The 18,494-nt window shown below is 64.9% G+C and carries 20 protein-coding genes; 16 read left to right on the top strand and 4 right to left on the bottom strand.

Features of this window, described 5'->3' with window-relative positions; genetic code table 11:
- The first annotated feature begins 188 nt into the window (after positions 1-188).
- From pcaF to pcaG (BraRD5C2_RS23510), 3 genes are all read left to right on the top strand, one after another.
- Positions 189-1,397 (top strand): 3-oxoadipyl-CoA thiolase, encoded by a 1,209-nt coding sequence (pcaF, locus tag BraRD5C2_RS23500; protein ID WP_223971939.1) that lies wholly within the window; start codon positions 189-191, stop codon positions 1,395-1,397.
- A gap of 105 nt (positions 1,398-1,502) precedes the next feature.
- Positions 1,503-2,204 carry a protocatechuate 3,4-dioxygenase subunit beta gene (gene pcaH / locus BraRD5C2_RS23505; RefSeq protein WP_223971940.1) on the top strand — a complete coding sequence of 234 codons (702 nt, stop codon included), beginning with the start codon at positions 1,503-1,505 and terminating at the stop codon, positions 2,202-2,204.
- 1 nt (position 2,205) lies between these two features.
- Complete coding sequence (gene pcaG / locus BraRD5C2_RS23510; RefSeq protein ID WP_223971942.1) at positions 2,206-2,802, top strand: protocatechuate 3,4-dioxygenase subunit alpha; 597 nt, start codon at positions 2,206-2,208, stop codon at positions 2,800-2,802.
- A 10-nt stretch (positions 2,803-2,812) separates the two neighbouring features.
- Here pcaG (BraRD5C2_RS23510) and BraRD5C2_RS23515 read toward each other — a convergent pair whose 3' ends face one another.
- Positions 2,813-3,688, bottom strand: coding sequence for an SDR family NAD(P)-dependent oxidoreductase (locus BraRD5C2_RS23515; protein WP_223971944.1), 876 nt, complete (start codon positions 3,686-3,688; stop codon positions 2,813-2,815).
- A gap of 103 nt (positions 3,689-3,791) precedes the next feature.
- Here BraRD5C2_RS23515 and BraRD5C2_RS23520 point away from each other — a divergent pair, with 103 nt between their 5' ends.
- The 3 genes from BraRD5C2_RS23520 (at position 3,792) to BraRD5C2_RS23530 (ending at position 6,685) form a co-directional block, all read left to right on the top strand.
- Positions 3,792-5,015 (top strand): Rieske 2Fe-2S domain-containing protein, encoded by a 1,224-nt coding sequence (locus tag BraRD5C2_RS23520; protein ID WP_223971946.1) that lies wholly within the window; start codon positions 3,792-3,794, stop codon positions 5,013-5,015.
- 63 nt (positions 5,016-5,078) lie between these two features.
- The gene (locus BraRD5C2_RS23525) at positions 5,079-5,450 is read left to right on the top strand and encodes a non-heme iron oxygenase ferredoxin subunit (protein WP_223971948.1); all 372 of its coding nucleotides are present in this window, start codon (positions 5,079-5,081) and stop codon (positions 5,448-5,450) included.
- Positions 5,447-6,685 (top strand): NAD(P)/FAD-dependent oxidoreductase, encoded by a 1,239-nt coding sequence (locus tag BraRD5C2_RS23530; protein WP_223971951.1) that lies wholly within the window; start codon positions 5,447-5,449, stop codon positions 6,683-6,685. Before BraRD5C2_RS23525 ends, BraRD5C2_RS23530 begins: the two co-directional genes overlap by 4 nt.
- 18 nt (positions 6,686-6,703) lie before the next feature.
- Here the strand turns inward: BraRD5C2_RS23530 and BraRD5C2_RS23535 are convergent, their stop codons facing one another.
- Positions 6,704-7,294 (bottom strand): MarR family winged helix-turn-helix transcriptional regulator, encoded by a 591-nt coding sequence (locus tag BraRD5C2_RS23535; RefSeq protein WP_223971954.1) that lies wholly within the window; start codon positions 7,292-7,294, stop codon positions 6,704-6,706.
- Between the two features lie 209 nt (positions 7,295-7,503).
- On the opposite strand from BraRD5C2_RS23535, the gene BraRD5C2_RS23540 reads away from it, so the two are divergent.
- Positions 7,504-8,688 carry an ABC transporter substrate-binding protein gene (locus BraRD5C2_RS23540; RefSeq protein WP_223971957.1) on the top strand — a complete coding sequence of 395 codons (1,185 nt, stop codon included), beginning with the start codon at positions 7,504-7,506 and terminating at the stop codon, positions 8,686-8,688.
- A gap of 34 nt (positions 8,689-8,722) precedes the next feature.
- Here the strand turns inward: BraRD5C2_RS23540 and BraRD5C2_RS23545 are convergent, their stop codons facing one another.
- The gene (locus tag BraRD5C2_RS23545) at positions 8,723-9,700 is read right to left on the bottom strand and encodes a LysR family transcriptional regulator (protein ID WP_223971959.1); all 978 of its coding nucleotides are present in this window, start codon (positions 9,698-9,700) and stop codon (positions 8,723-8,725) included.
- A 231-nt stretch (positions 9,701-9,931) separates the two neighbouring features.
- Here BraRD5C2_RS23545 and BraRD5C2_RS23550 point away from each other — a divergent pair, with 231 nt between their 5' ends.
- The 9 genes from BraRD5C2_RS23550 (at position 9,932) to BraRD5C2_RS23590 (ending at position 16,770) form a co-directional block, all read left to right on the top strand.
- Positions 9,932-11,161: an ABC transporter substrate-binding protein gene (locus BraRD5C2_RS23550; protein WP_223971961.1), complete on the top strand. Its 1,230-nt coding sequence runs from the start codon at positions 9,932-9,934 to the stop codon at positions 11,159-11,161.
- Positions 11,137-11,865, top strand: coding sequence for a nitroreductase (locus BraRD5C2_RS23555; protein WP_223971963.1), 729 nt, complete (start codon positions 11,137-11,139; stop codon positions 11,863-11,865). The genes BraRD5C2_RS23550 and BraRD5C2_RS23555 overlap by 25 nt, the downstream gene beginning before the upstream one ends.
- 14 nt (positions 11,866-11,879) lie before the next feature.
- Positions 11,880-12,419: a 4-hydroxylaminobenzoate lyase gene (locus BraRD5C2_RS23560; protein ID WP_223971965.1), complete on the top strand. Its 540-nt coding sequence runs from the start codon at positions 11,880-11,882 to the stop codon at positions 12,417-12,419.
- A 43-nt stretch (positions 12,420-12,462) separates the two neighbouring features.
- Positions 12,463-13,164 (top strand): protocatechuate 3,4-dioxygenase subunit beta, encoded by a 702-nt coding sequence (gene pcaH, locus BraRD5C2_RS23565; RefSeq protein WP_223971967.1) that lies wholly within the window; start codon positions 12,463-12,465, stop codon positions 13,162-13,164.
- The gene (pcaG, locus tag BraRD5C2_RS23570) at positions 13,165-13,767 is read left to right on the top strand and encodes a protocatechuate 3,4-dioxygenase subunit alpha (protein WP_223971969.1); all 603 of its coding nucleotides are present in this window, start codon (positions 13,165-13,167) and stop codon (positions 13,765-13,767) included. It begins immediately after the preceding gene.
- Positions 13,768-13,912: 145 nt separating this feature from the next.
- On the top strand, positions 13,913-14,236 hold the full coding sequence (locus BraRD5C2_RS23575) for an ArsR/SmtB family transcription factor (protein WP_173640060.1): 324 nt from the start codon (positions 13,913-13,915) through the stop codon (positions 14,234-14,236).
- A gap of 10 nt (positions 14,237-14,246) precedes the next feature.
- Complete coding sequence (locus BraRD5C2_RS23580) at positions 14,247-14,711, top strand: SRPBCC domain-containing protein (RefSeq protein ID WP_223971971.1); 465 nt, start codon at positions 14,247-14,249, stop codon at positions 14,709-14,711.
- A gap of 21 nt (positions 14,712-14,732) precedes the next feature.
- Positions 14,733-15,584, top strand: coding sequence for a shikimate dehydrogenase (locus BraRD5C2_RS23585; RefSeq protein WP_223971974.1), 852 nt, complete (start codon positions 14,733-14,735; stop codon positions 15,582-15,584).
- Positions 15,585-15,600: 16 nt separating this feature from the next.
- Positions 15,601-16,770, top strand: a complete 1,170-nt coding sequence (locus tag BraRD5C2_RS23590; RefSeq protein WP_223971977.1) for a Gfo/Idh/MocA family protein — start codon at positions 15,601-15,603, stop codon at positions 16,768-16,770.
- 187 nt (positions 16,771-16,957) lie between these two features.
- On the opposite strand, the gene BraRD5C2_RS23595 is transcribed toward BraRD5C2_RS23590, so the two are convergent.
- Entirely contained in the window at positions 16,958-18,268 is a 1,311-nt protein-coding gene (locus BraRD5C2_RS23595) for an ABC transporter substrate-binding protein (RefSeq protein ID WP_050404758.1), read from the bottom strand.
- Positions 18,269-18,494 lie beyond the last annotated feature (226 nt).

An 18,494-nucleotide genomic window follows, 5' to 3' on the forward strand; every position in this document is an offset into this window, starting at 1 on the left:
CGCCATGCGGTCCTATCCGCGAAGGCGGAGTTTTCCACCCTGTCCACGGTGCCATTATGATAGCCCTCACGGTAATGCGTGCAGGGCGGGCAGCCACGTCAATTGACCTGCCGCGGGCACGCTCCTAAAACTTCCCTCAAGTTCCAGCCGACCCAGCGCCTAAGTCGCGGCATTCAGGGAGAGATTCAATGCGTGATGTGTTCATTTGCGATGCCGTCCGGACACCGATCGGCCGTTTCGGCGGCTCGCTCGCCAAGGTGCGCGCCGACGATCTCGCGGCGGCCCCGATCAAGGCGCTGATGGCCAAGCACCCGACGCTCGACTGGAATCAGGTCGATGAGGTCTATTTCGGTTGCGCCAACCAGGCCGGCGAGGACAACCGCAACGTCGCGCGCATGGCGCTCCTGCTCGCCGGCATGCCGGAATCGGTTCCCGGCCAGACCCTGAACCGGCTCTGCGCCTCCGGTCTCGACGCGGTCGGTGCGGCGGCCCGCGCCATCCGCGCCGGCGAGATCGATTTTGCGATCGCGGGCGGCGTCGAATCGATGACGCGCGCGCCGTTCGTGATGGGCAAGGCCGCGGAGGCCTTCTCGCGCTCGTCCGACATCTACGACACCACGATCGGCTGGCGCTTCATCAATCCGTTGATGAAGGCGCAGTACGGCGTCGATGCGATGCCGGAGACCGGCGAGAACGTCGCCGAGGAATTCCAGGTGTCGCGCGCCGATCAGGATGCGATGGCGATCCGCTCGCAGCAGCGCGCGGGCGCCGCGATCGCGTCGGGCTATTTCGCCGAGGAGATCGTGCCGGTCCAGGTGCCCGGCGGCAAGGCGGGCCCGATCACTGTCGACAAGGACGAACATCCGCGGCCGGAGACCACGCTCGAAGCTCTCGCCAAGCTGAAGCCGATCGTACGCAATCCGGGCACAGTCACCGCGGGCAATGCGTCCGGTGTCAATGACGGCGCCGCCGCGATGATCCTCGCCTCGGAAGCCGCTGTGAAGAAGCACGGCCTGACGCCGCGTGCAAAAATCCTCGGCCTTGCCTCGGCCGCGGTGCCGCCGCGCATCATGGGCATCGGCCCGGTGCCGGCGACCAGGAAGCTGGTCGAGCGGCTCGGCATCAAGGTGTCGGACTTCGATCTGATCGAGCTCAACGAGGCCTTCGCCTCGCAGGGCATCGCCTGCCTGCGCCAGCTCGGCGTCAAGGAAGACGCCGATTTCGTCAATCCGCATGGTGGCGCGATCGCGCTCGGCCATCCGCTCGGCATGAGCGGCGCGCGGCTGGTTTTGACCGCCGTGCACGGCATGGAGAAGCGGGGCGGGAAGCTTGCCTTGGCAACTATGTGCGTCGGGGTCGGCCAGGGCGTTGCGGTCGCGATCGAAAAATTGAACTAATCCAATAGCTTGGAGGGGATGAAAACAGCCCTTCCCCAATTTTGTTATGCAATATAATGATCTGAAGTGGGCTCGCGGGGCGCGCGGGCCGCGGAGGAATTCGCCATGACCCTGTTGTATCCGCTGCAATCGCTTGCGGCCCATCCGGCGCGGCTGTCGCCGGACTATCGCTCCACCGTAAAGCGTTCGCCGCAGAAGCCGTTGATTCCGATGCGGCACACGCTCTCGGAATTGACCGGGCCGGTTTACGGCCATGAGACGGTGCGCGCGCACGACAACGATCTCACCATCCAGGCCAAGGGTGAGCCGCTCGGCGAGCGCATCATCGTGCATGGACACGTGCGCGACGAGGACGGCCGCGGCGTGCCCAACACGCTGGTCGAGCTGTGGCAGGCCAATGCCTGCGGCCGCTACATCCACGTCGTTGACCAGCATCCGGCGCCGCTCGATCCGAATTTTACGGGCGCCGGCCGCACGCAGTCCGATGCATCCGGCTACTACAAATTCATCACCATCAAGCCGGGCGCCTATCCGTGGGGCAATCACCACAACGCCTGGCGTCCCGCCCATATCCACTTCTCGGTGTTCGGGCATTCCTTCATCTCGCGTCTGGTGACGCAGATGTACTTCCCCGGCGATCCGTTGTTTCCGTTCGATCCGATCTTCAACTCGGTGACCGACGAGAAGGCGCGGGCGCGGATGATCTCCTCGTTTGATCTCGACAACACCCAGCCGGAATGGGCGCTGTGCTACCGCTTCGATATCGTGCTGCGCGGCCGCAATGCCACGCCGATGGAGACCAAGTAACGTGTCACGTCCTGATGGAATCACGCCCTCGCAGACCGTCGGCCCCTATTTCAAATACGGCCTGACCCCGAACGGCGAGTATGAATGGAACGACGCCTTCACCAACAATCTGCTCACACCTGACGTCTCGGGCGAGCGCATCCGCGTCGAGGGCATTGTCTATGACGGCGACGGCGCCGTGATCCCGGACTGCATGCTGGAGATCTGGCAGGCTGACAGTCAGGGCCGTTTCTCCGATCCGCAGGATGCACGCGCGCTGCCGAATTCCTCCTTCAAGGGTTTTGGCCGCTGCGGCACCGACAAGAGCGGCGCTTACGCCTTCGACACCATCAAGCCGGGCTCAGTGCCTGACGCCGATGGCAAGCCGCAGGCGCCGCACATCCTGCTCGCGGTGTTCGCGCGCGGCATGCTGCTGCACCTCTACACCCGGATCTACTTTGATGACGAAGCCGGCAACGCCGGCGATGCCGTGCTCGCATTGGTGCCGGCCGATCGCCGCGCCACCTTGATCGCCAGGCGCAAGGCAGGCTCCGGCAACACCTACACGTTCGACGTTCGCCTGCAGGGTGACAACGAGACTGTGTTCTTCGACGTCTGATCGGCCGCTCTCAGGTCGCGATGGCTGGCTTGAACACGGCAAGCGGTGCGGGATCGCGGCTCGGCGGCGGCGGGACCTTGCCGTCGATGTCGGTAAAGCCGTATTCGGCCGCGAGCTCCGAGGCGAGCAGGATCTGACCGCTCTTGGCCATCATCTCGGGATCGCCGGCGAGTGCGGCGACTGCGCGCCCGGCGAACAGCGGTGTCTCGCCGCGCTCGGCGATCAGTTTGGCGAGCGCCGGCGGCACCCGGTCGGGCTGTGCCGCAAGCTTCTCGCTCTTGATGTAGCCGGGCCAGATCGAGACCGCGGCAATGCCGAACGGCTTCAGCTCATGCGCCATGTCGCGCGCCATCCGGTCGACGCCTGATTTCTGCACGCCGAACGGAACATTGAACGTGTACCTGACGCCGCCGCCCGACGAGGTGTTGACGATCAGGCCGCGCGCCTGCGGCAGCATCAGCGGCACCGCGAATTGGCTGGCGACGAAATGCGAGCGCAGGCCGACGCGGTGCATGGTGTCCCACAGCGACGCCGGAACCTGCCAGAACGGCACATTGACCGGCATCACGTTCGGCGCCGCGAACACGTTGTTGACCAGCACGTCGAGCCGGCCGTGGTCGCGCCGGATCAGGTCGAACACCTCCTGCACCGAACCGTCGTCGGAATGATCGCACAGCAGGCCGATGCCTCGGCCGCCGGCCTCGTCGATCGCGGCGATGGTCTCATCCAGCGAGCCGGGCCACTCCGATCCGCCGCTGTTGCGCGTGCGCGCCGTGACGATCACGGTCGCGCCGGCCTCGGCGAGACCGATCGCCACGCCCTTTCCAACCCCGCGGCTTCCTCCCGTCACCAGCGCAATGCGATCCTTGAGGCGTTCCTTGGTCATGCGATCTCCCGATATGGCTTCTTCGGAAGATATCTTGACAATAATCTTCCTAGGAAGATATTAGACGCAGAACGTTGAAGGCGTCAACCAGGGAGGTTTCGCGATGGTCACCAGGGAAGAGAACGAATTGCTGTGCCGCGTCACGGGTGACGCGCCGATGGGACGCATGCTGCGGCAGCATTATTGGCTGCCCGCCGTGCTCTCGGTGCGCGTGCGCAAGGGCGAGGCGCCCGTCCGGGTCAAGCTGTTCGGCCGCAACTTCGTGGCGTTCAGGGGCAAGGACGGCACCGTCGGCTTCCTCGACGAGGCCTGTCCGCACCGCGGCGCGTCGCTGGCGCTGGCGCGGGTCGACGACTGCTCGCTGACCTGCCTGTTTCACGGCTGGAAGATCAATGCGCACGGCGAGGTGCTCGATGTTCCCAACGAGCCGAACAACCCCAGGGAGTTCGCCAAGACCGTCAGGGCGAAAGCCTATCCGGTGCGGGAAGGCGCCGGGTTGCTCTGGGTCTGGCTCGGCGAGGGCACGGCGCCGCCCGCGCCCGACTTCGAGTGGATGGATCTGCCGCCGGACCAGGTTTACGCGGCCGGCATCGAGCTCAATGCCAACTGGCTGCAGGGCGTCGAGGCCACCATCGATTCCTCGCATGTCGCGCTGCTGCACCAGAGCTGGACCGCGACATCGTCGACCGATTTCGGTGCCACCCGCGTCAACACCGAAGTCGGCTACGAGTTCGAGAAGAAGTCCTATGGCTTCCGCGCCGCGGCGCTGCGCACGGCGCCGGATGGATCGTGCCTCGCGCGCGTCACCGAGTTCGTGATGCCCTATTACGGCCTGATCGCGCCGATCTTCTCCGGACCGCAGCAGGATCGCACCGCGATCATCGCGGTGCCGATCGACGACGAGAACCTGATCCAGTGGTACATCTTCTATAATCCGGAGAAGCCGGTGGATTCCTGGCGCAAGGTGCAGCGCGCCAACCAGTGGCCGATGGCCGGCGGCCTGCCGGGCGACCAAAGCACCAATTGGGGTCAGAACCGCCAGATCATGGACGCCGGCAACAGCACCGGCTTCCACGAAATCGTCATCGAAGATTTCGTGGTGATGGTTAGCATGGGCCCGATCGTCGACCGTTCGCAGGAATATCTCTGCTCGGCGGACCAGGCGATCGTCAGGGTGCGACGCCAACTGCTCGACGAGGTGCGCGGCTTCATGGCCGGCAAGGCGCCGAAGAGCGGCCAGAGCGAGACCATGTCCTACAAGGACATCCGTGCGGTCGGCGGCCGGCTCGCCTCCGCCTCCGAGGATTGGCGGCAGATTCCCCGTTGATCGGAAGCCCGGGCGCGGCCATGTCCGCGCCCATCCCTCCATTGGCCCCGGAGAGGTCATCCCATGACTTTGCAAGAATCGACCTGGCACCATCTCTGCGCCGCCGCGAAACTGTCGGAAGGCGAGCCGCTGGGCTTCAAGCTGGGCGACCGCCGCGTCGCGCTCTACAAGGTCGACGACGACATCTTCGCAACCGACGACGTCTGCTCGCACGCGTTTGCGCTGCTGTCATCAGGATTTCTCGAAGGGCACGTGATCGAATGCCCGCTGCATGGCGCGATGTTCGATGTCCGTGACGGCAAATGCCGGTCGAGTGCCTACAAGGATATCGCGGCATTCAAGGTCGAGATCCGCGACGGCGAGATCTACGTGCAGCTTGACGGCGGCACCGTGCCGGAAGCCGCAGGCGTCGGCGGTGCGGACGTCAAACCATGAGCGGCCTCGTTGTCGTCGGTGCGTCCTATGCCGGCCTTCAGGCGGCCCTCACCGCGCGCGACGCGGGCTATGCCGAACCGGTGACCGTGATCGCCGACGAGCCCGCGCTGCCCTATCAGCGACCACCGCTGTCAAAGGATTTTCTGCTCGACGAGATCGCCGCGCAGGGTCTCCTGATGCACGACGAGGCCATTTTTGCCGACAACAAGATCGAGCTGCTTCTGGGCCACCGCGTTGTCGAGATCGATCGCAACGCAGGCCGGGTCGCGTTGGCCGGCGGCGCGACGTTCGACTTCGACAGCCTCGTCATCGCCACCGGCTCGCGTGCGCGGAAGATCGCAGTCTGCGGCGCCGACCTCGACGGGGTCTGCTATCTCAGGTCGATCGCCGATGCCGTCGACCTCAAGGCGCGGCTCGGCCAGGCCTCCGAGATCGTGATCGTCGGCGGCGGCTTCATCGGTCTCGAGGTTGCGTCCTCGGCAGCGAGGCTCGGCAAGCGGGTGACGGTGATCGAGGCGGCGTCGCGTTTGCTCGAACGGGCGGTGTCTCCGGTGGTGTCGCGCTTCCTGCTCGATGTTCATGCCCGGGCCGGCGTTGCCGTGAAGTTCGGTACGGCCGTTTCGGCAATCATTGGAGATAGCGGACGGATTGCGGCGGTCGAGCTGAACGGCGGCATCCGTCTTGGCGCGGATCTCGTCGTCGTCGGCATCGGCGGCCTCGCCAATTCTGAACTCGCCGCCGCCGCAGGGCTCGAATGCGCCAACGGAATTGCGGTCGATGAGTGTGGCCGGACGGCATGCCCCGACATCTATGCCGCCGGCGACTGCGCCAATCACTACAGCCGGTTTGCCGAGGGCTGGATCAGGTTGGAGTCGGTTCAGCACGCGCAGGACCAGGGAAGAACAGTCGGGCTTGCGATCGCTGATAGCCACGAGCCCTACGACAGCGTGCCGAGGTTCTGGTCGGATCAGCACGATCTCAAGCTGCAGACCGTTGGCCTCGCCGCGCGCAGCGACCGCACCGTGATCCGCGGCACGGTCGAAGCCGGCCGGTTCTCCGTGTTCAACTACCGGCAGGGCAAGCTCGTCGCGGTCGACAGCATCAACAATCCCGGCGACCAGATGGTGGCGCGGCGCCTGATCGCAGCCGGCATTTCGCCGACACCGGAGCAGACCGAAGACGGCTCATGCGATCTCAAGTCGCTCCTGAAACGCGGTGACAAGGCAGTCGCCTAGTGTTGCAGGCAGCGGCAGCTAGTCCGCTGCCGCAAGCCGGCCGGACTTCTTCAGCGCCTTCACGGTTCTGACGGCGAGCAGCTTGCGCAGGCAGCGGTCGAGCATCGCGAGCTCCGCCTTGGTGAGCCCGCTCGCCTCGGTCACGCCCTCAACCACCCTCGCGACCTCGGCAATGCCGCGGTCGGCGGTCGCAAGACCCTTGGCGGTAAGGCGGACCAGCTCCGAACGGCCATCGTCGCTGGCCGAGACGCGCAGGACGAAGCCGCCTTCCTGGAGCCGCGCCACGCGCTTGGTCATGGCGCCCGATGTGACGAGGAGCGCGCGAAATAGGTCGGTCGGGCGCAACTCGTACGGCTTCCCCGAGCGCCTGAGCGCGAGCAGCACGTAGAGCTCGCCGGTTTGCAGGCCGACGGCTTTCGCAATCTGCTGCAGACGCAGTTCGTGCAGCTGGTTGACGCGCTCCAGCCGCAGCAATGTGCAGGCCGCGGCGAGGTCGAGGTCCGGGCGCTGCGCCAGCCAGGCGGCTTCGATGTCGTCGTAGAGGGTGCTGTCGGGCGTGGGCTGCTTGATCGCAGGTTCGGCGCGGCGTGACACGCTGCTCTTCTTCATTCCTTCCAATCCCCTCCCGGGCCAACGGCGCCGGCATCATGCGTCGCGGCAATTTATCACCGTCGAACTGACGTGTCGCCCCGCAAGTGCCTCGTCTCGCTGCAAGCCCCACGTCTCGCGCCGTAAGCGGCCATTTGCCGCTTTACGTTCCAGTTGACATTTATCTTCCTAGGAAGAATATTCCAGGTAAGAAAACAGGGAGGAGCCTCATGCGCGGACTTCGCGCGATTGTCTTGTTCGCGGCTTTCGTGGCCGCCTGTGGCCCGGCCAAGGCGGCCGAGACCGAACTGATCCTCGGCCAGACCATGCCCTATAGCGGGCCGGCATCGGCGCTGAGCGCGGTCGGCAAGGTGCAGACCCGCTATTTCCAGATGATCAACGATCGCGGCGGCATCAACGGCCACAAAGTGAAGCTGATCTCGCTCGATGACGGCTACAGCCCGCCGAAGGCCGTGGAGCAGACCCGCAGGCTGATCGAGAACGACGAGGCGGTCGCGATCTTCGGCAGCATGGGGACGGCGCAGAATGCCGCGGTCCAGAAATATCTCAACGCCAAGAAGATCCCCCAGCTGTTCGTGTTCGCGGCCAGCGAGCGCTTTGCCGATCCGAAGACGAGCCCCTACACCATCTCGGGGATGACGTTGTTCAGCACCGAGGCTGCGATCTACGCGCGGCTGGTGGCCGAGCACACGCCGGCCTCGCGCGTCGCCGTGCTGTACCAGAACGACGACTACGGCCGCGAGTATCTGCGCAGCTTCAAGGCCGAACTGGCCCGGCTCGATCCCAAGGCCGAGATCGTCGCGGCCTCGCCCTACGAGGTCACGTCGCCGACGGTCGATTCGCAGGTCGTTGCGCTCGCCAGCACCAATGCCAACGTCTTTCTCAATGCGTCGACCGGCAAGTTCACCTCGCAGGCGATCCGCCAGGCAGGTGAGCTTGGCTGGCATGCGCAGCAGTTCCTGCCGATCGGCAGCAACTTCGTGCCGACCATCCTCAAGCCGGCCGGGCTCGAAAACGCCAAGGGCGCGATCTCGGCGACGCCGACCAAGTCGGTCGGTGATCCCGAATGGGCCAACGATCCCGCTTATCTGGAGTGGCTGGCTTTCATGAAGAGATACTATCCCGAGGGGGATATCGAGGATCAGCTCAACTTCACCGGATGGAACGTCGCGGTCCTCATGACCAAGGTCATCGAGGCCTGCGGCGACGATCTGTCCCGGCAAAACATCATGAAGCAGGCGACCGCGCTGAAGAACCTTGCGCTTCCGGGCCTGATCCCGGGCATCACCGTCAACAGCAGCCCGGACGATTATCGCCTGATCACCTCGCTGCGGCCGCAGCGTTTCGACGGCGAGCGCTGGGTGCCGATATCAGGCGTCATGGCCGCGCAATGAGTGTCGGCCGATGATCGTGGATCGAGCGCGGCCGCTAGCGGCCGCGCCTAAGCTCCTCGGTGGCGCGCCGGAGCACCTCGTGAAGCCATTCGTGCGACGGTTCGCCCTCGACGCGCTCGTGCCACAGCAGCCGAACCTCCACGGGGGTCGTGGTGTAGGGCAGTTCATGGGTCGTGATCGCATGGGCCTGCTCGAGCGCCCGCGCCAGCGGCCGCGGGACGATCGCCGCCAATTCGGAATCGATCAGCAGCGCGGGCAGGGCAAGGAAATGCGGCAGCGAGACCGCGATCCGTGGCGGCCGGTCGCTGTCGGCCAGCGCCCGTTCGAGCGCCGGGCGGTCGTACATCTCGGAACGTCTGGCGAGCCCACGCTCGGAGATGAAGCCGCCGATCGCGCCCTCCTGCTCGCCGCCGAAGGAGACGACGACCAGCGGCAAGCTCGCGAGCTTTGCCTTGTCGAGCCGGCCGAGCTTGCGCTTTTTGCCGACGATCAGCACGTCGTCATATTCGAACAGCAGCGCCGTGCGGAAGCGGCTCGGCGGCGACGAGAACACGCCGATGGCGACGTCGATGCGGCCGAGATCGATCTGCTCGGCAAGATCGATCCGCGTCACCGGCTTGATGGTGAGGTCGATCGCCGGCGCTTCCCGGCTCAGGATCTTCAGCAGCGGCGGCGCCAGCACCATCGTGGTGAAGTCGTTGGCGGCGAGCGTGAACGGCTTGGTCGAGACCGCGGGCGCAAAGGTCGGCAACTCGACCGCGGCTTCCAGCGATCGCAGCGCCTGGCGCACCTGCGGCGCCATGGTCAGCGCGCGCGCCGTCGGCTGCATTCCGGTGGCGGTGCGGACGAACAGCTCGTCATCCAGCATCTCGCGCAGCCGCGCCAGCGAGTGGCTCACGGCGGATTGGCTCAGCGCGACCTTCTGGCTGGCGCGCAGCACGCTGCGCTCCTCCATGACGGCGTCGAACACCTTGAGCAGGTTCAGGTCCAGGGTCTTGAAGGAAACGGACACGCCGAGAGTCCCGTCTGTTGCGGATCGCGCGCCTCGATCAAATTCTGCGATCGCGCGCAGTTAAGGCCAGCCGCCCGGCCGATGCAACCGATCGGATTGTCCGAGCGCGCGTCGCCGCATCGCCGCGGTCCGCGTTCTGAAGGCGGTTCAGGATCACCCTGCAAGACTTTCACTTCCGCAATCCAGCGTTCTGGCCAAGATTGCCGGCGCCGGGTTGGGAGGAAGCAACAGATGAATGCCTCAGTGCAATCGGACCATGGTGGCGCGTGCAAGTCGCTCGGGTTGGCGCTGGCGCTCATGATGCTCGCAGCGCCGGCGATGGCGCAGAACGGGCCGGTCAGGCTCGGCGTGCTGACCGACATGTCGTCGCTCTACGCTGACAATGGCGGTCAGGGCTCGGTCGTCGCGGCGCAGATGGCGATCGACGATTTCAAGGGCAAGGTGCTCGGGCGCTCGATCGAGATCGTCGCGGGAGATCACCAGAACAAGGCGGATATCGGTGCTGCGATCACCCGCCGGTGGCTGGAGAACGAGAACGTCGAGGCGATCCTCGACGTGCCGAATTCCGCGGTGGCGCTGGCCGTGCAGGGTATCACTCGTGACAAGAAGAAGCTGTTTCTCGCCACCGGCGCGGCCACCTCCCGCCTGACCGGCGACGAGTGCTCGCCGACCGGCATCCACTGGACTTACGACACCTACGCGCTGTCGCAGGGGACGACGAAAGCGATTTCGCGTCTCGGCGCCAAATCCTGGTTTTTCGTTTCAGCCGATTATTCGCTCGGGGTGCAGCTCGAGGCCGACAGCCGCAAGGTGATCGATGCCACCGGCGGCAAGGTCGTTGGCGCCGTCAAGCACCCGATCAATACGCCCGATTTCTCGTCCTTCCTGTTGCAGGCGCAGGCCTCCAAGGCGGACGTGATCGCGCTCGCTGACGCCGGCGGTGACTTCGTCAACGCCGTGAAGCAGGCGGGGGAGTTCGGTGTGACGCGCGAGCAGAAGCTTGTCGGCCTGCTCGTCTTCATCAACGACATTCACAGTCTTGGGCTCCCGAGCGCGCAAGGCCTGATGCTCAGCTCGGCCTTCTACTGGGATCTCAACGACGAGACGCGGGCCTGGTCGAAGCGCTTCATTGAGAAGACGAAGAAGGTGCCGTCGATGATCCATGCCGGCACCTATGGCGCAGTCATGCACTACCTCAAGGCGGTCGAGGCCGCCGGCACGCTCGATGGGCCGACCGTTGCCGCGAAGATGCGCGAATTGCCTGTCAATGATTTCATGACCCGCAACGGCAAGATCCGGCAGGACGGCCGGCTGGTCCGCGACATGTATCTGTTCCGCGTCAAGTCGCCGGAGCAGTCGAAGTACCAGTTCGACTACTACCAGCTCCTAGCCACCATCCCCGGGGAAGAGGCCTTCAGACCGATGGAGGACGGCGGATGTCCGCTTCTGAAGAAGTCGTGATCGAGCAGGGCGCAACGTGCGAGCTTGCGCGCAATCCGATCGACGAGGTGATCGCCGGCCGGCTCTCTTGCCGTGAGTTCTCCGGCAGTCCCGTCTCGCGATCGACCATCGAGCAGATCCTGCGTGTGGCGCGCTTTGCGCCGAGCGGCGCCAACATCCAGCCCTGGCACGTCTACGTGCTGGCAGGCGCAGCGAAGGCTGAAGTGTCGGCTGCGCTTCTGCACGCGTATGAGACCGAGCCGAACGAGCACGTCTCCGAATATCAATACTACGCCAGCGCGTTTCCGGAGCCGTATCTTGGTCGCCGCCAGACGTTCGGGCGATTGTTCTATGACTCGCTCGGGATCGCACAGAGCGACATGGCGGCGCGGAGCAGGCAGACCGCGAAGAACTTTGCGTTCTTCGGTGCGCCGGTTGGATTGATCGTCACCATCGACCGTCGCCTCGCGATGGGCAGCTGGCTCGATCTCGGCATGTTCATCCAGAACGTGATGCTGGCGGCGGTCGGCCGCGGACTGCAATCATGTCCGCAGGAAACCTTCGCCAAGTACCACCGGATATTGCGCCCGGCCCTGTCGATCCCCGCGGAGCAGATGGTGGCCTGCGGGATCTCGATGGGACATCCCAAGCATCAGGCGAGAGCGCGGCTGATGCCGCGTGCAGATCTGGAGGCGTTCGCCTCCTTCAAGGGTTTCGAGAACTAGAACAGGAGACAGCCATGGGAAGCCGTGAGCAGCTTATCGAACGCAGCATTCCGTTTCTGCGCGAAGTCAAGGACATGACGCCGAGCGCGGCGATGGAGCGATGGCTCAACGAGACCTATGGAGAGGGCAGCGCGCTCTACCAGGATCTCGCGCGTCTCATCAAAATGGGGGTCGAGGAGGGCTGGGCGGCGAACCAGGAAGTCGAAGGCCCGAACTATCGGCGCAGCCGCATCCTCGAGCCGGTCCCGGAAACGTTCCAGTTCAGCATCACCGCAGTCTACATGAATAGCACCGATCCGCGTCGCTTCAAGGACGAGGACGATCACGACGTGCTGCGCGGGCAATATCACGGCCATCCCTATGGCGAACTCAACCTCGTCGTTCCCCTCGACAAGGGCGCCGAGTTGAAGGGGTTGCAGGGCTGGCAAGGACCGGGCTGGACCGCGCCGGATCCCGGCAGCCGGCATTATCCGGAAGTGAGGGGCGGCGCTGTCATCGCGCTGTTCTATTTGCCGGCCGGGCGCATCTCGTATGACTTCAAGGCGCCGGCCTGACGTCGGGCTGGTGGCTGGCGGCGAACCCGTCTGGAGAAGACACATGACGTTGATCTATCCGGTCACTTCGAACAGCGTTCATCCTGCGCGGCTGTCTCCGGCCTACCGGAGCGCGCTCAAGCGCTCGCCGCAGAAGCCGCTGATCCCGATGCGGCACACGCTCTCCGAGCTGACCGGGCCGGCCTATGGTCACGAGACGGTGCGCGCGCACGACAATGATCTCACCATCCAGGCCAAGGGTGAGCCGCTCGGCGAGCGCATCATCGTGCACGGTCATGTGCGCGACGAGGACGGCCGCGGCGTCCCGAATACGCTGGTCGAGCTGTGGCAGGCCAATGCCTGCGGCCGCTACATCCACGTCGTCGACCAGCATCCGGCGCCACTCGATCCCAACTTCACCGGCGCCGGCCGCACACAGAGCGATGACAAGGGCTACTACAAGTTCATCACCATCAAGCCGGGCGCGTATCCCTGGGGCAATCACGACAATGCGTGGCGTCCCGCCCATATCCACTTCTCGGTGTTCGGCCATTCCTTCGTCTCGCGTCTGGTCACGCAGATGTATTTCCCCGGCGATCCGCTGTTCCCGTTCGATCCGATCTTCAACTCGGTGACCGACGAGAAGGCGCGGGCGCGGATGATCTCGTCGTTCGATCTTGAGAACACCCAGCCGGAATGGGCGCTGTGCTATCGCTTCGATATCGTGCTGCGCGGGCGCAACGCCACGCCGATGGAGACCAAATAAGTGTCGAACCCGCGTCCTGATGGAATCACGCCCTCGCAGACCGTCGGCCCCTATTTCAAATACGGCCTGACGCCGAACGGCGAGTACGAATGGAACGACGCCTTCACCAGCAATCTCCTGACGCCTGACGCCTCGGGCGAACGCATCCGCGTCGAGGGCATCGTCTATGACGGCGACGGCGCCGTGATCCCGGACTGCATGCTGGAGATCTGGCAGGCTGACAGCCAGGGCCGTTTCTCCGATCCGCAGGATGCGCGCGCGCTGCCGAATTCCAGCTTCAAGGGCTTCGGTCGCTGCGGCACCGACAAGAGCGGCTTCTATTCGTTCGACACCATCAAGCCGGGCGTGGTGCCTGACGCCGACGGCAAGCCGCAGGCGCCGCACATCTTGCTCGCGGTGTTCGCGCGCGGCATGCTGCTGCACCTCTATACCCGGATCTATTTCGACGACGAAGCCGGCAACGCCGGCGATGCCGTGCTCGCATTGGTGCCGGCCGACCGCCGCGCCACCTTGATCGCCAGGCGCAAGGCGGGTGCGGGCAACGTCTACACGTTCGATGTCCACCTGCAGGGCGACAACGAGACCGTGTTCTTCGACGTCTAGCCGTTGACCGCGCCTGGCGGCACGCAAATCCAGCATTGAAGGAACGACCCAAATCCGCTGCGCGCCTTCGCCGCAGCGGATTCTGCTTGACTATGCGCGATCAGTTATATAGCAAGCTAGTTATATAACAGATGCGAGATCAAGCATGCCCAACCTCGACGCCGCCTTTTCCGCGCTCGCCGACCCGACCCGCCGGGCGATCCTGGCGCGTCTCGCCTTAGGCGAGGCGACTGTCATGGAGCTGGTCGAGCCGTTCGAGATGACCCAACCCGCGATCTCCCGCCATCTCAAGGTGCTCGAAGGCGCGGGCCTGATCGTGCGGCGCGTCGAAGGCACCAAGCGGCCGTGCCGGCTGGCGCCGACGGCGGTCGCCGAGATCGATCAATGGCTCGGCATGCTGCGGCGGGCGCTGGAAACCAACTACGACCGGCTGGACGGAGTGCTGGCCGCAATGAAGCCTGAGAAATGAAGGGTATCCCATGAGCAAGTTGACGCTGAAGACCGAAGGCGACCGCTATATCATTGTCACCAGGCGCTTCGTCGCGCCGCCCGAAGCGGTGTATCGCGCGCATACCGAGCCGGAGCTATTGCAGAAGTGGCTGCTCGGTCCGGAAGGCTGGACCATGCCGGTCTGCGTCAGCGAGCTCAGGCCCGGCGGCAAGATCCGCTACGAATGGACCGACGGCAAGGGCGGCGGCTTTCATCTGACCGGCGAATATGTCGAGCTCGAACCGTTCAGCCGCATCGTGCATATCGAGCGCATGCACCTGCCGGATCCGACGCCCGACAATCGTGTCGAGACGCGGTTTGCGCCCGACGGCAGCGGCACCGTGATGACGATGCGGATGACGCTGCCGGATGCCGAGACGCGCGCGGCGATGCTTGCGACCGGCATGGAGCACGGCATGGAAGACAGCTATGCTCGGCTCGACCGCATGAGCTGAGCACTTCCGATGTGAGGGATAATGCGCGATCGCTTCCTGACTGGTCTGATCGGGTATCCGATCGCGCATTCGGCGGCGCCCGCGATGCATGAGCAGGCCGCAGCCGCGCTCGGCGTTCACTGTCACTACCAGCTCATCGAGGTGACGGGCGCTGGGCGCGACGATCTGCGGGTCATGTTAGAGGGCGTCAGGCGGCTCGGCTTCGCCGGCGTCAACGTTACCTTTCCCTACAAGGAAGCGGTCGTCGATCTGCTCGATGACCTCGCGCCGGATGCGCGCGCGATCGGCGCGGTCAACACCATCGTCGCCAGTGGCGCGCGTCTGGTCGGGCACAACACCGATGCCACAGGCTTCGCGCGTGCGATCGCACCGCTGCTTGCGTCAGCGCCGCGCGGTCCGATCGCGCTGATCGGTGCCGGCGGTGTCGGCAAGGCGATTGCGTTTGTGCTCGCCGGCCTCGGCGTTGCCGGGATCAGGATCTTCGACGCCGATGCCGCCAAGGCCGCGCAGCTTGCGGCCCAGTTGCGGGATCGCGGTGCGGTCCACGCGACAAGCGTCGCGACCGCGGTGGAAGGGGCCGCCGGTCTCGTCAATGCAACGCCGGTCGGCATGCTGCCGAGCCGCGATACGCCGGTGCCGGACGCGCTGCTGCATCCGGCGATGTGGGTCGCCGACGCGGTCTACACGCCGCTCTGGACACCGCTGCTGACCGCAGCAAAAACCAAAGGCGCCAGCGTCCTGACCGGACGTGAGCTGGCGATCAACGCCTCGGCCGATGCGTTCAAGCTGTTCACGGGATTAACCCCGCCGCATGCCGCGATGGCAAATGCGTTCGACGCCGTGATGGCCGCACGCTACTCTGCGCCCGCCTGAACGGCGGGAGCATTGAATGAAAAAAATCAGGATCGGTCTGGCCGGGTGCGGCTTCGTGTCGGAGCTGCATATGGTTGCCTATCGACGCGTCTACGGCGTCGATGTCGAGGTGAGGGCGGTCGCGGCGCGCAGCAACCATGTCAATGACTTCGCGCGCAAGCACGGAATCCCGAATGCCTATCGCAGCTTTGCCGAGCTGGTCGCCGACCGTGAGCTCGACGTCATCGATATCTGCACGCCGCCCAACCTGCACGCCGCGATGATTGTGGAGGCGATGCAGGCCGGCAAGCACGTGATCTGCGAGAAGCCGTTCAGCGGCTATTTCGGGCGCGAGGGCGACAAGGCGCCGATCGGCAAGAACGTCCCGAAGGCGCAGATGTACCAGCGGGTGATGGAGGAGATGGAGCAGACCCGCGCCGCGATCGAGCGCAGCGGAAAACTCTTCATGTATGCCGAGGACTGGATCTACGCGCCCGCCGTGACCAAGACCGCGGAGATCATCCGCGCCACAGGCGACAAGATCCTGTTCATGAAGGGCGAGGAGAGCCATTCCGGCTCGCATGCCGCGCACGCCGCAGAGTGGGCGATGACCGGCGGCGGCTCACTGATCCGGATGGGCTGCCATCCCTTATCGGCCGTGCTCTATCTCAAGCAGGTCGAGGCCCGCGCGCGCGGCGAGTCGATACACGTTGCCAGCGTCACCTGCGATGTCGGCAACGTTACGGCCGGTCTGAAGCCCGAGGAGCGCGCCTACATCAAGGCCAATCCGGTCGACGTCGAGGATTGGGGCACGCTGACCGCGAGTTTCTCCGACGGCACCAAGGCGACGGTGTTTTCCGGCGACATGATCATGGGCGGCGTGCGCAACCTGATCGAGACCTACACCTCAGGCGGTTCGCTGTTCGCCAACATCACGCCGAACACGCACCTTGTGAGCTACCAGACATCAGAAGAAAAGCTCGCCTCGGTCTACATCACCGAGAAGGTCGATCGCAAAACCGGCTGGCAGTATGTCTGCCTTGAGGAAGAATGGACCCGCGGCTATCTGCAGGAGATCCAGGACTTCATGGAATGCGTGGCGACCGGCCGGCAGCCACTCGCCGACCTCGCGCTGGCGTATGAGACCACGAAGGTGAACTACGCCGGCTATTGGGCGGCGGACGAGGGGCGGCGGGTGGTGTTGTAGGGTGGCGGGAACAACGAGATTACCCGCGTATACTCACGCCAGACCCGTCATCCTGAGGAGCGCGTAGTGCGTCTCGAAGGATGCACGGCCCGGCCGGTGGCCGTCGATCCTTCGAGACGCCCGCAAGTGCGGGCTCCTCAGGATGACGGGGATAGCTTTCCAGCGAGCCGCAACAAACGCGCCAACCCTACGCCCCGTACACCGAGCCCTTCGGCAGCGGGAATACCGGGTCCTGCGTCCTGATATTCGTCGGCCACACCACAGTGATGCGCTCGCCGGCGTTCTGCATCACGACTGGTGTCGAACGTTCGTTCTGGCCGGACATCGGCGTGCCCGGCGGATAGAACTTCACGCCATAGCCCTGGATGGTGCCGCCCGGCGGGATGTCGACATCGAGCGCGGCCTTGCGGATCGCCTCGGGATCGAAGCCGCCATATTTCTCCTTGGCGACCGGCAGCACATTGTTGAGCAGGACCCAGGTCTGGTTGAAGCCCATCGAGCAGTGCGGCGGTACTTCGGTGGCGCTGGTCTTTTCGCGATAGCGCGCGACCATCACCTTGGTGAGGTCGCCGACCCCCGGCGCCAGCTTGGCCGGATCGAGCAGCTGCGCGGGGACAGGGTCGATGTTGCAGAAATTGTCGATGTCGGCGCCGAACGTCGTGCGCAGCTTGTCGAGCTGGCTGTAGCCGGCGCCGGCGCCGAACAGCATCTTGAACTTCAGCCCGCTCTCGCGCGCCTGGCGCAGGAACAGCGTGATGTCGGGGTTGTAGCCAGCATGCGAGATGATGTCGGCCTTGGCGCGCTTCAATTTGGTCACCAGCACCGAGAGATCGGGCGCGGAGGCCGAATAGCCTTCCTTGAGCACGACCTGCAGCCCGGCTTCCTTCGCGAACATTTCGTCGGCGGCGGCCACGCCGACGCCATAGGGACCGTCCTCATGGATCAGCGCGACCTTGACGTCTTTCGGCTCCATGCCGAGCCTGGCCTTGGCGTGCTCGCCGAGGAAGCCGCCGAAAGCCTGGCCGTACTGGTCGGAATGGATCTGCGCGCGGAACACGTATTGCAGGTTCTTGTCCTTGAACACGGCGGTCGAGACCGCAGTCGTGATCCAGAGGATCCGCTTCTGCTGCTCGACCTTGGCGGCGAGCGGCACCGCGTGCGAGCTCGCGAACACGCCGTTGAGGATGTCGACCTTCTCCTGGTCGATCAGCCGATTGGCCTCGTTGATCGCGACATCGGGCTTGCTTTGGGAATCGACGTTGACCGGCGCGATCTTGTACTTGCCGCCCACGCCGCCCTTTTCGTTGACGAGATCGATCGCTATCTGTGTGCCGATCGAGGAGGCGACCGAGCCGCCGGCGGCGAACGGGCCGGTCAGGTCGTAGATTACGCCGATCCGGACCGTTTCGGCCTGCGCCTGCGCGCGTGTCCAATCGAAGCTGAAAGCAGCGGCGGCAGCCGCTGAAGTCTTCAGCAGCGTCCTGCGTGAAGTCGGCATCGCGTCCTCCCCTGAAGCCGTCATTTGCGACGGGTATTTGTTTTTTGCGAAGTATTGGGAGGCGAGGTCGGAAAGTCAACGCGATTGCGGCGGCGGTGTCTTGCGCTTTCGGAGGGGGCGGCCGCATTGAAAACTGTCGTCGCCCGGCTTGACCGGGCGACCCAGTATTCCAGAGGCTGCAGTGCTTGAGCCGATAAGCCGCGGCGTACTGGACCCCCCCGGCCAG

Origin of the sequence: Bradyrhizobium sp. RD5-C2, from assembly GCF_019972155.1 — a bacterium.
Lineage (GTDB): Bacteria > Pseudomonadota > Alphaproteobacteria > Rhizobiales > Xanthobacteraceae > Bradyrhizobium.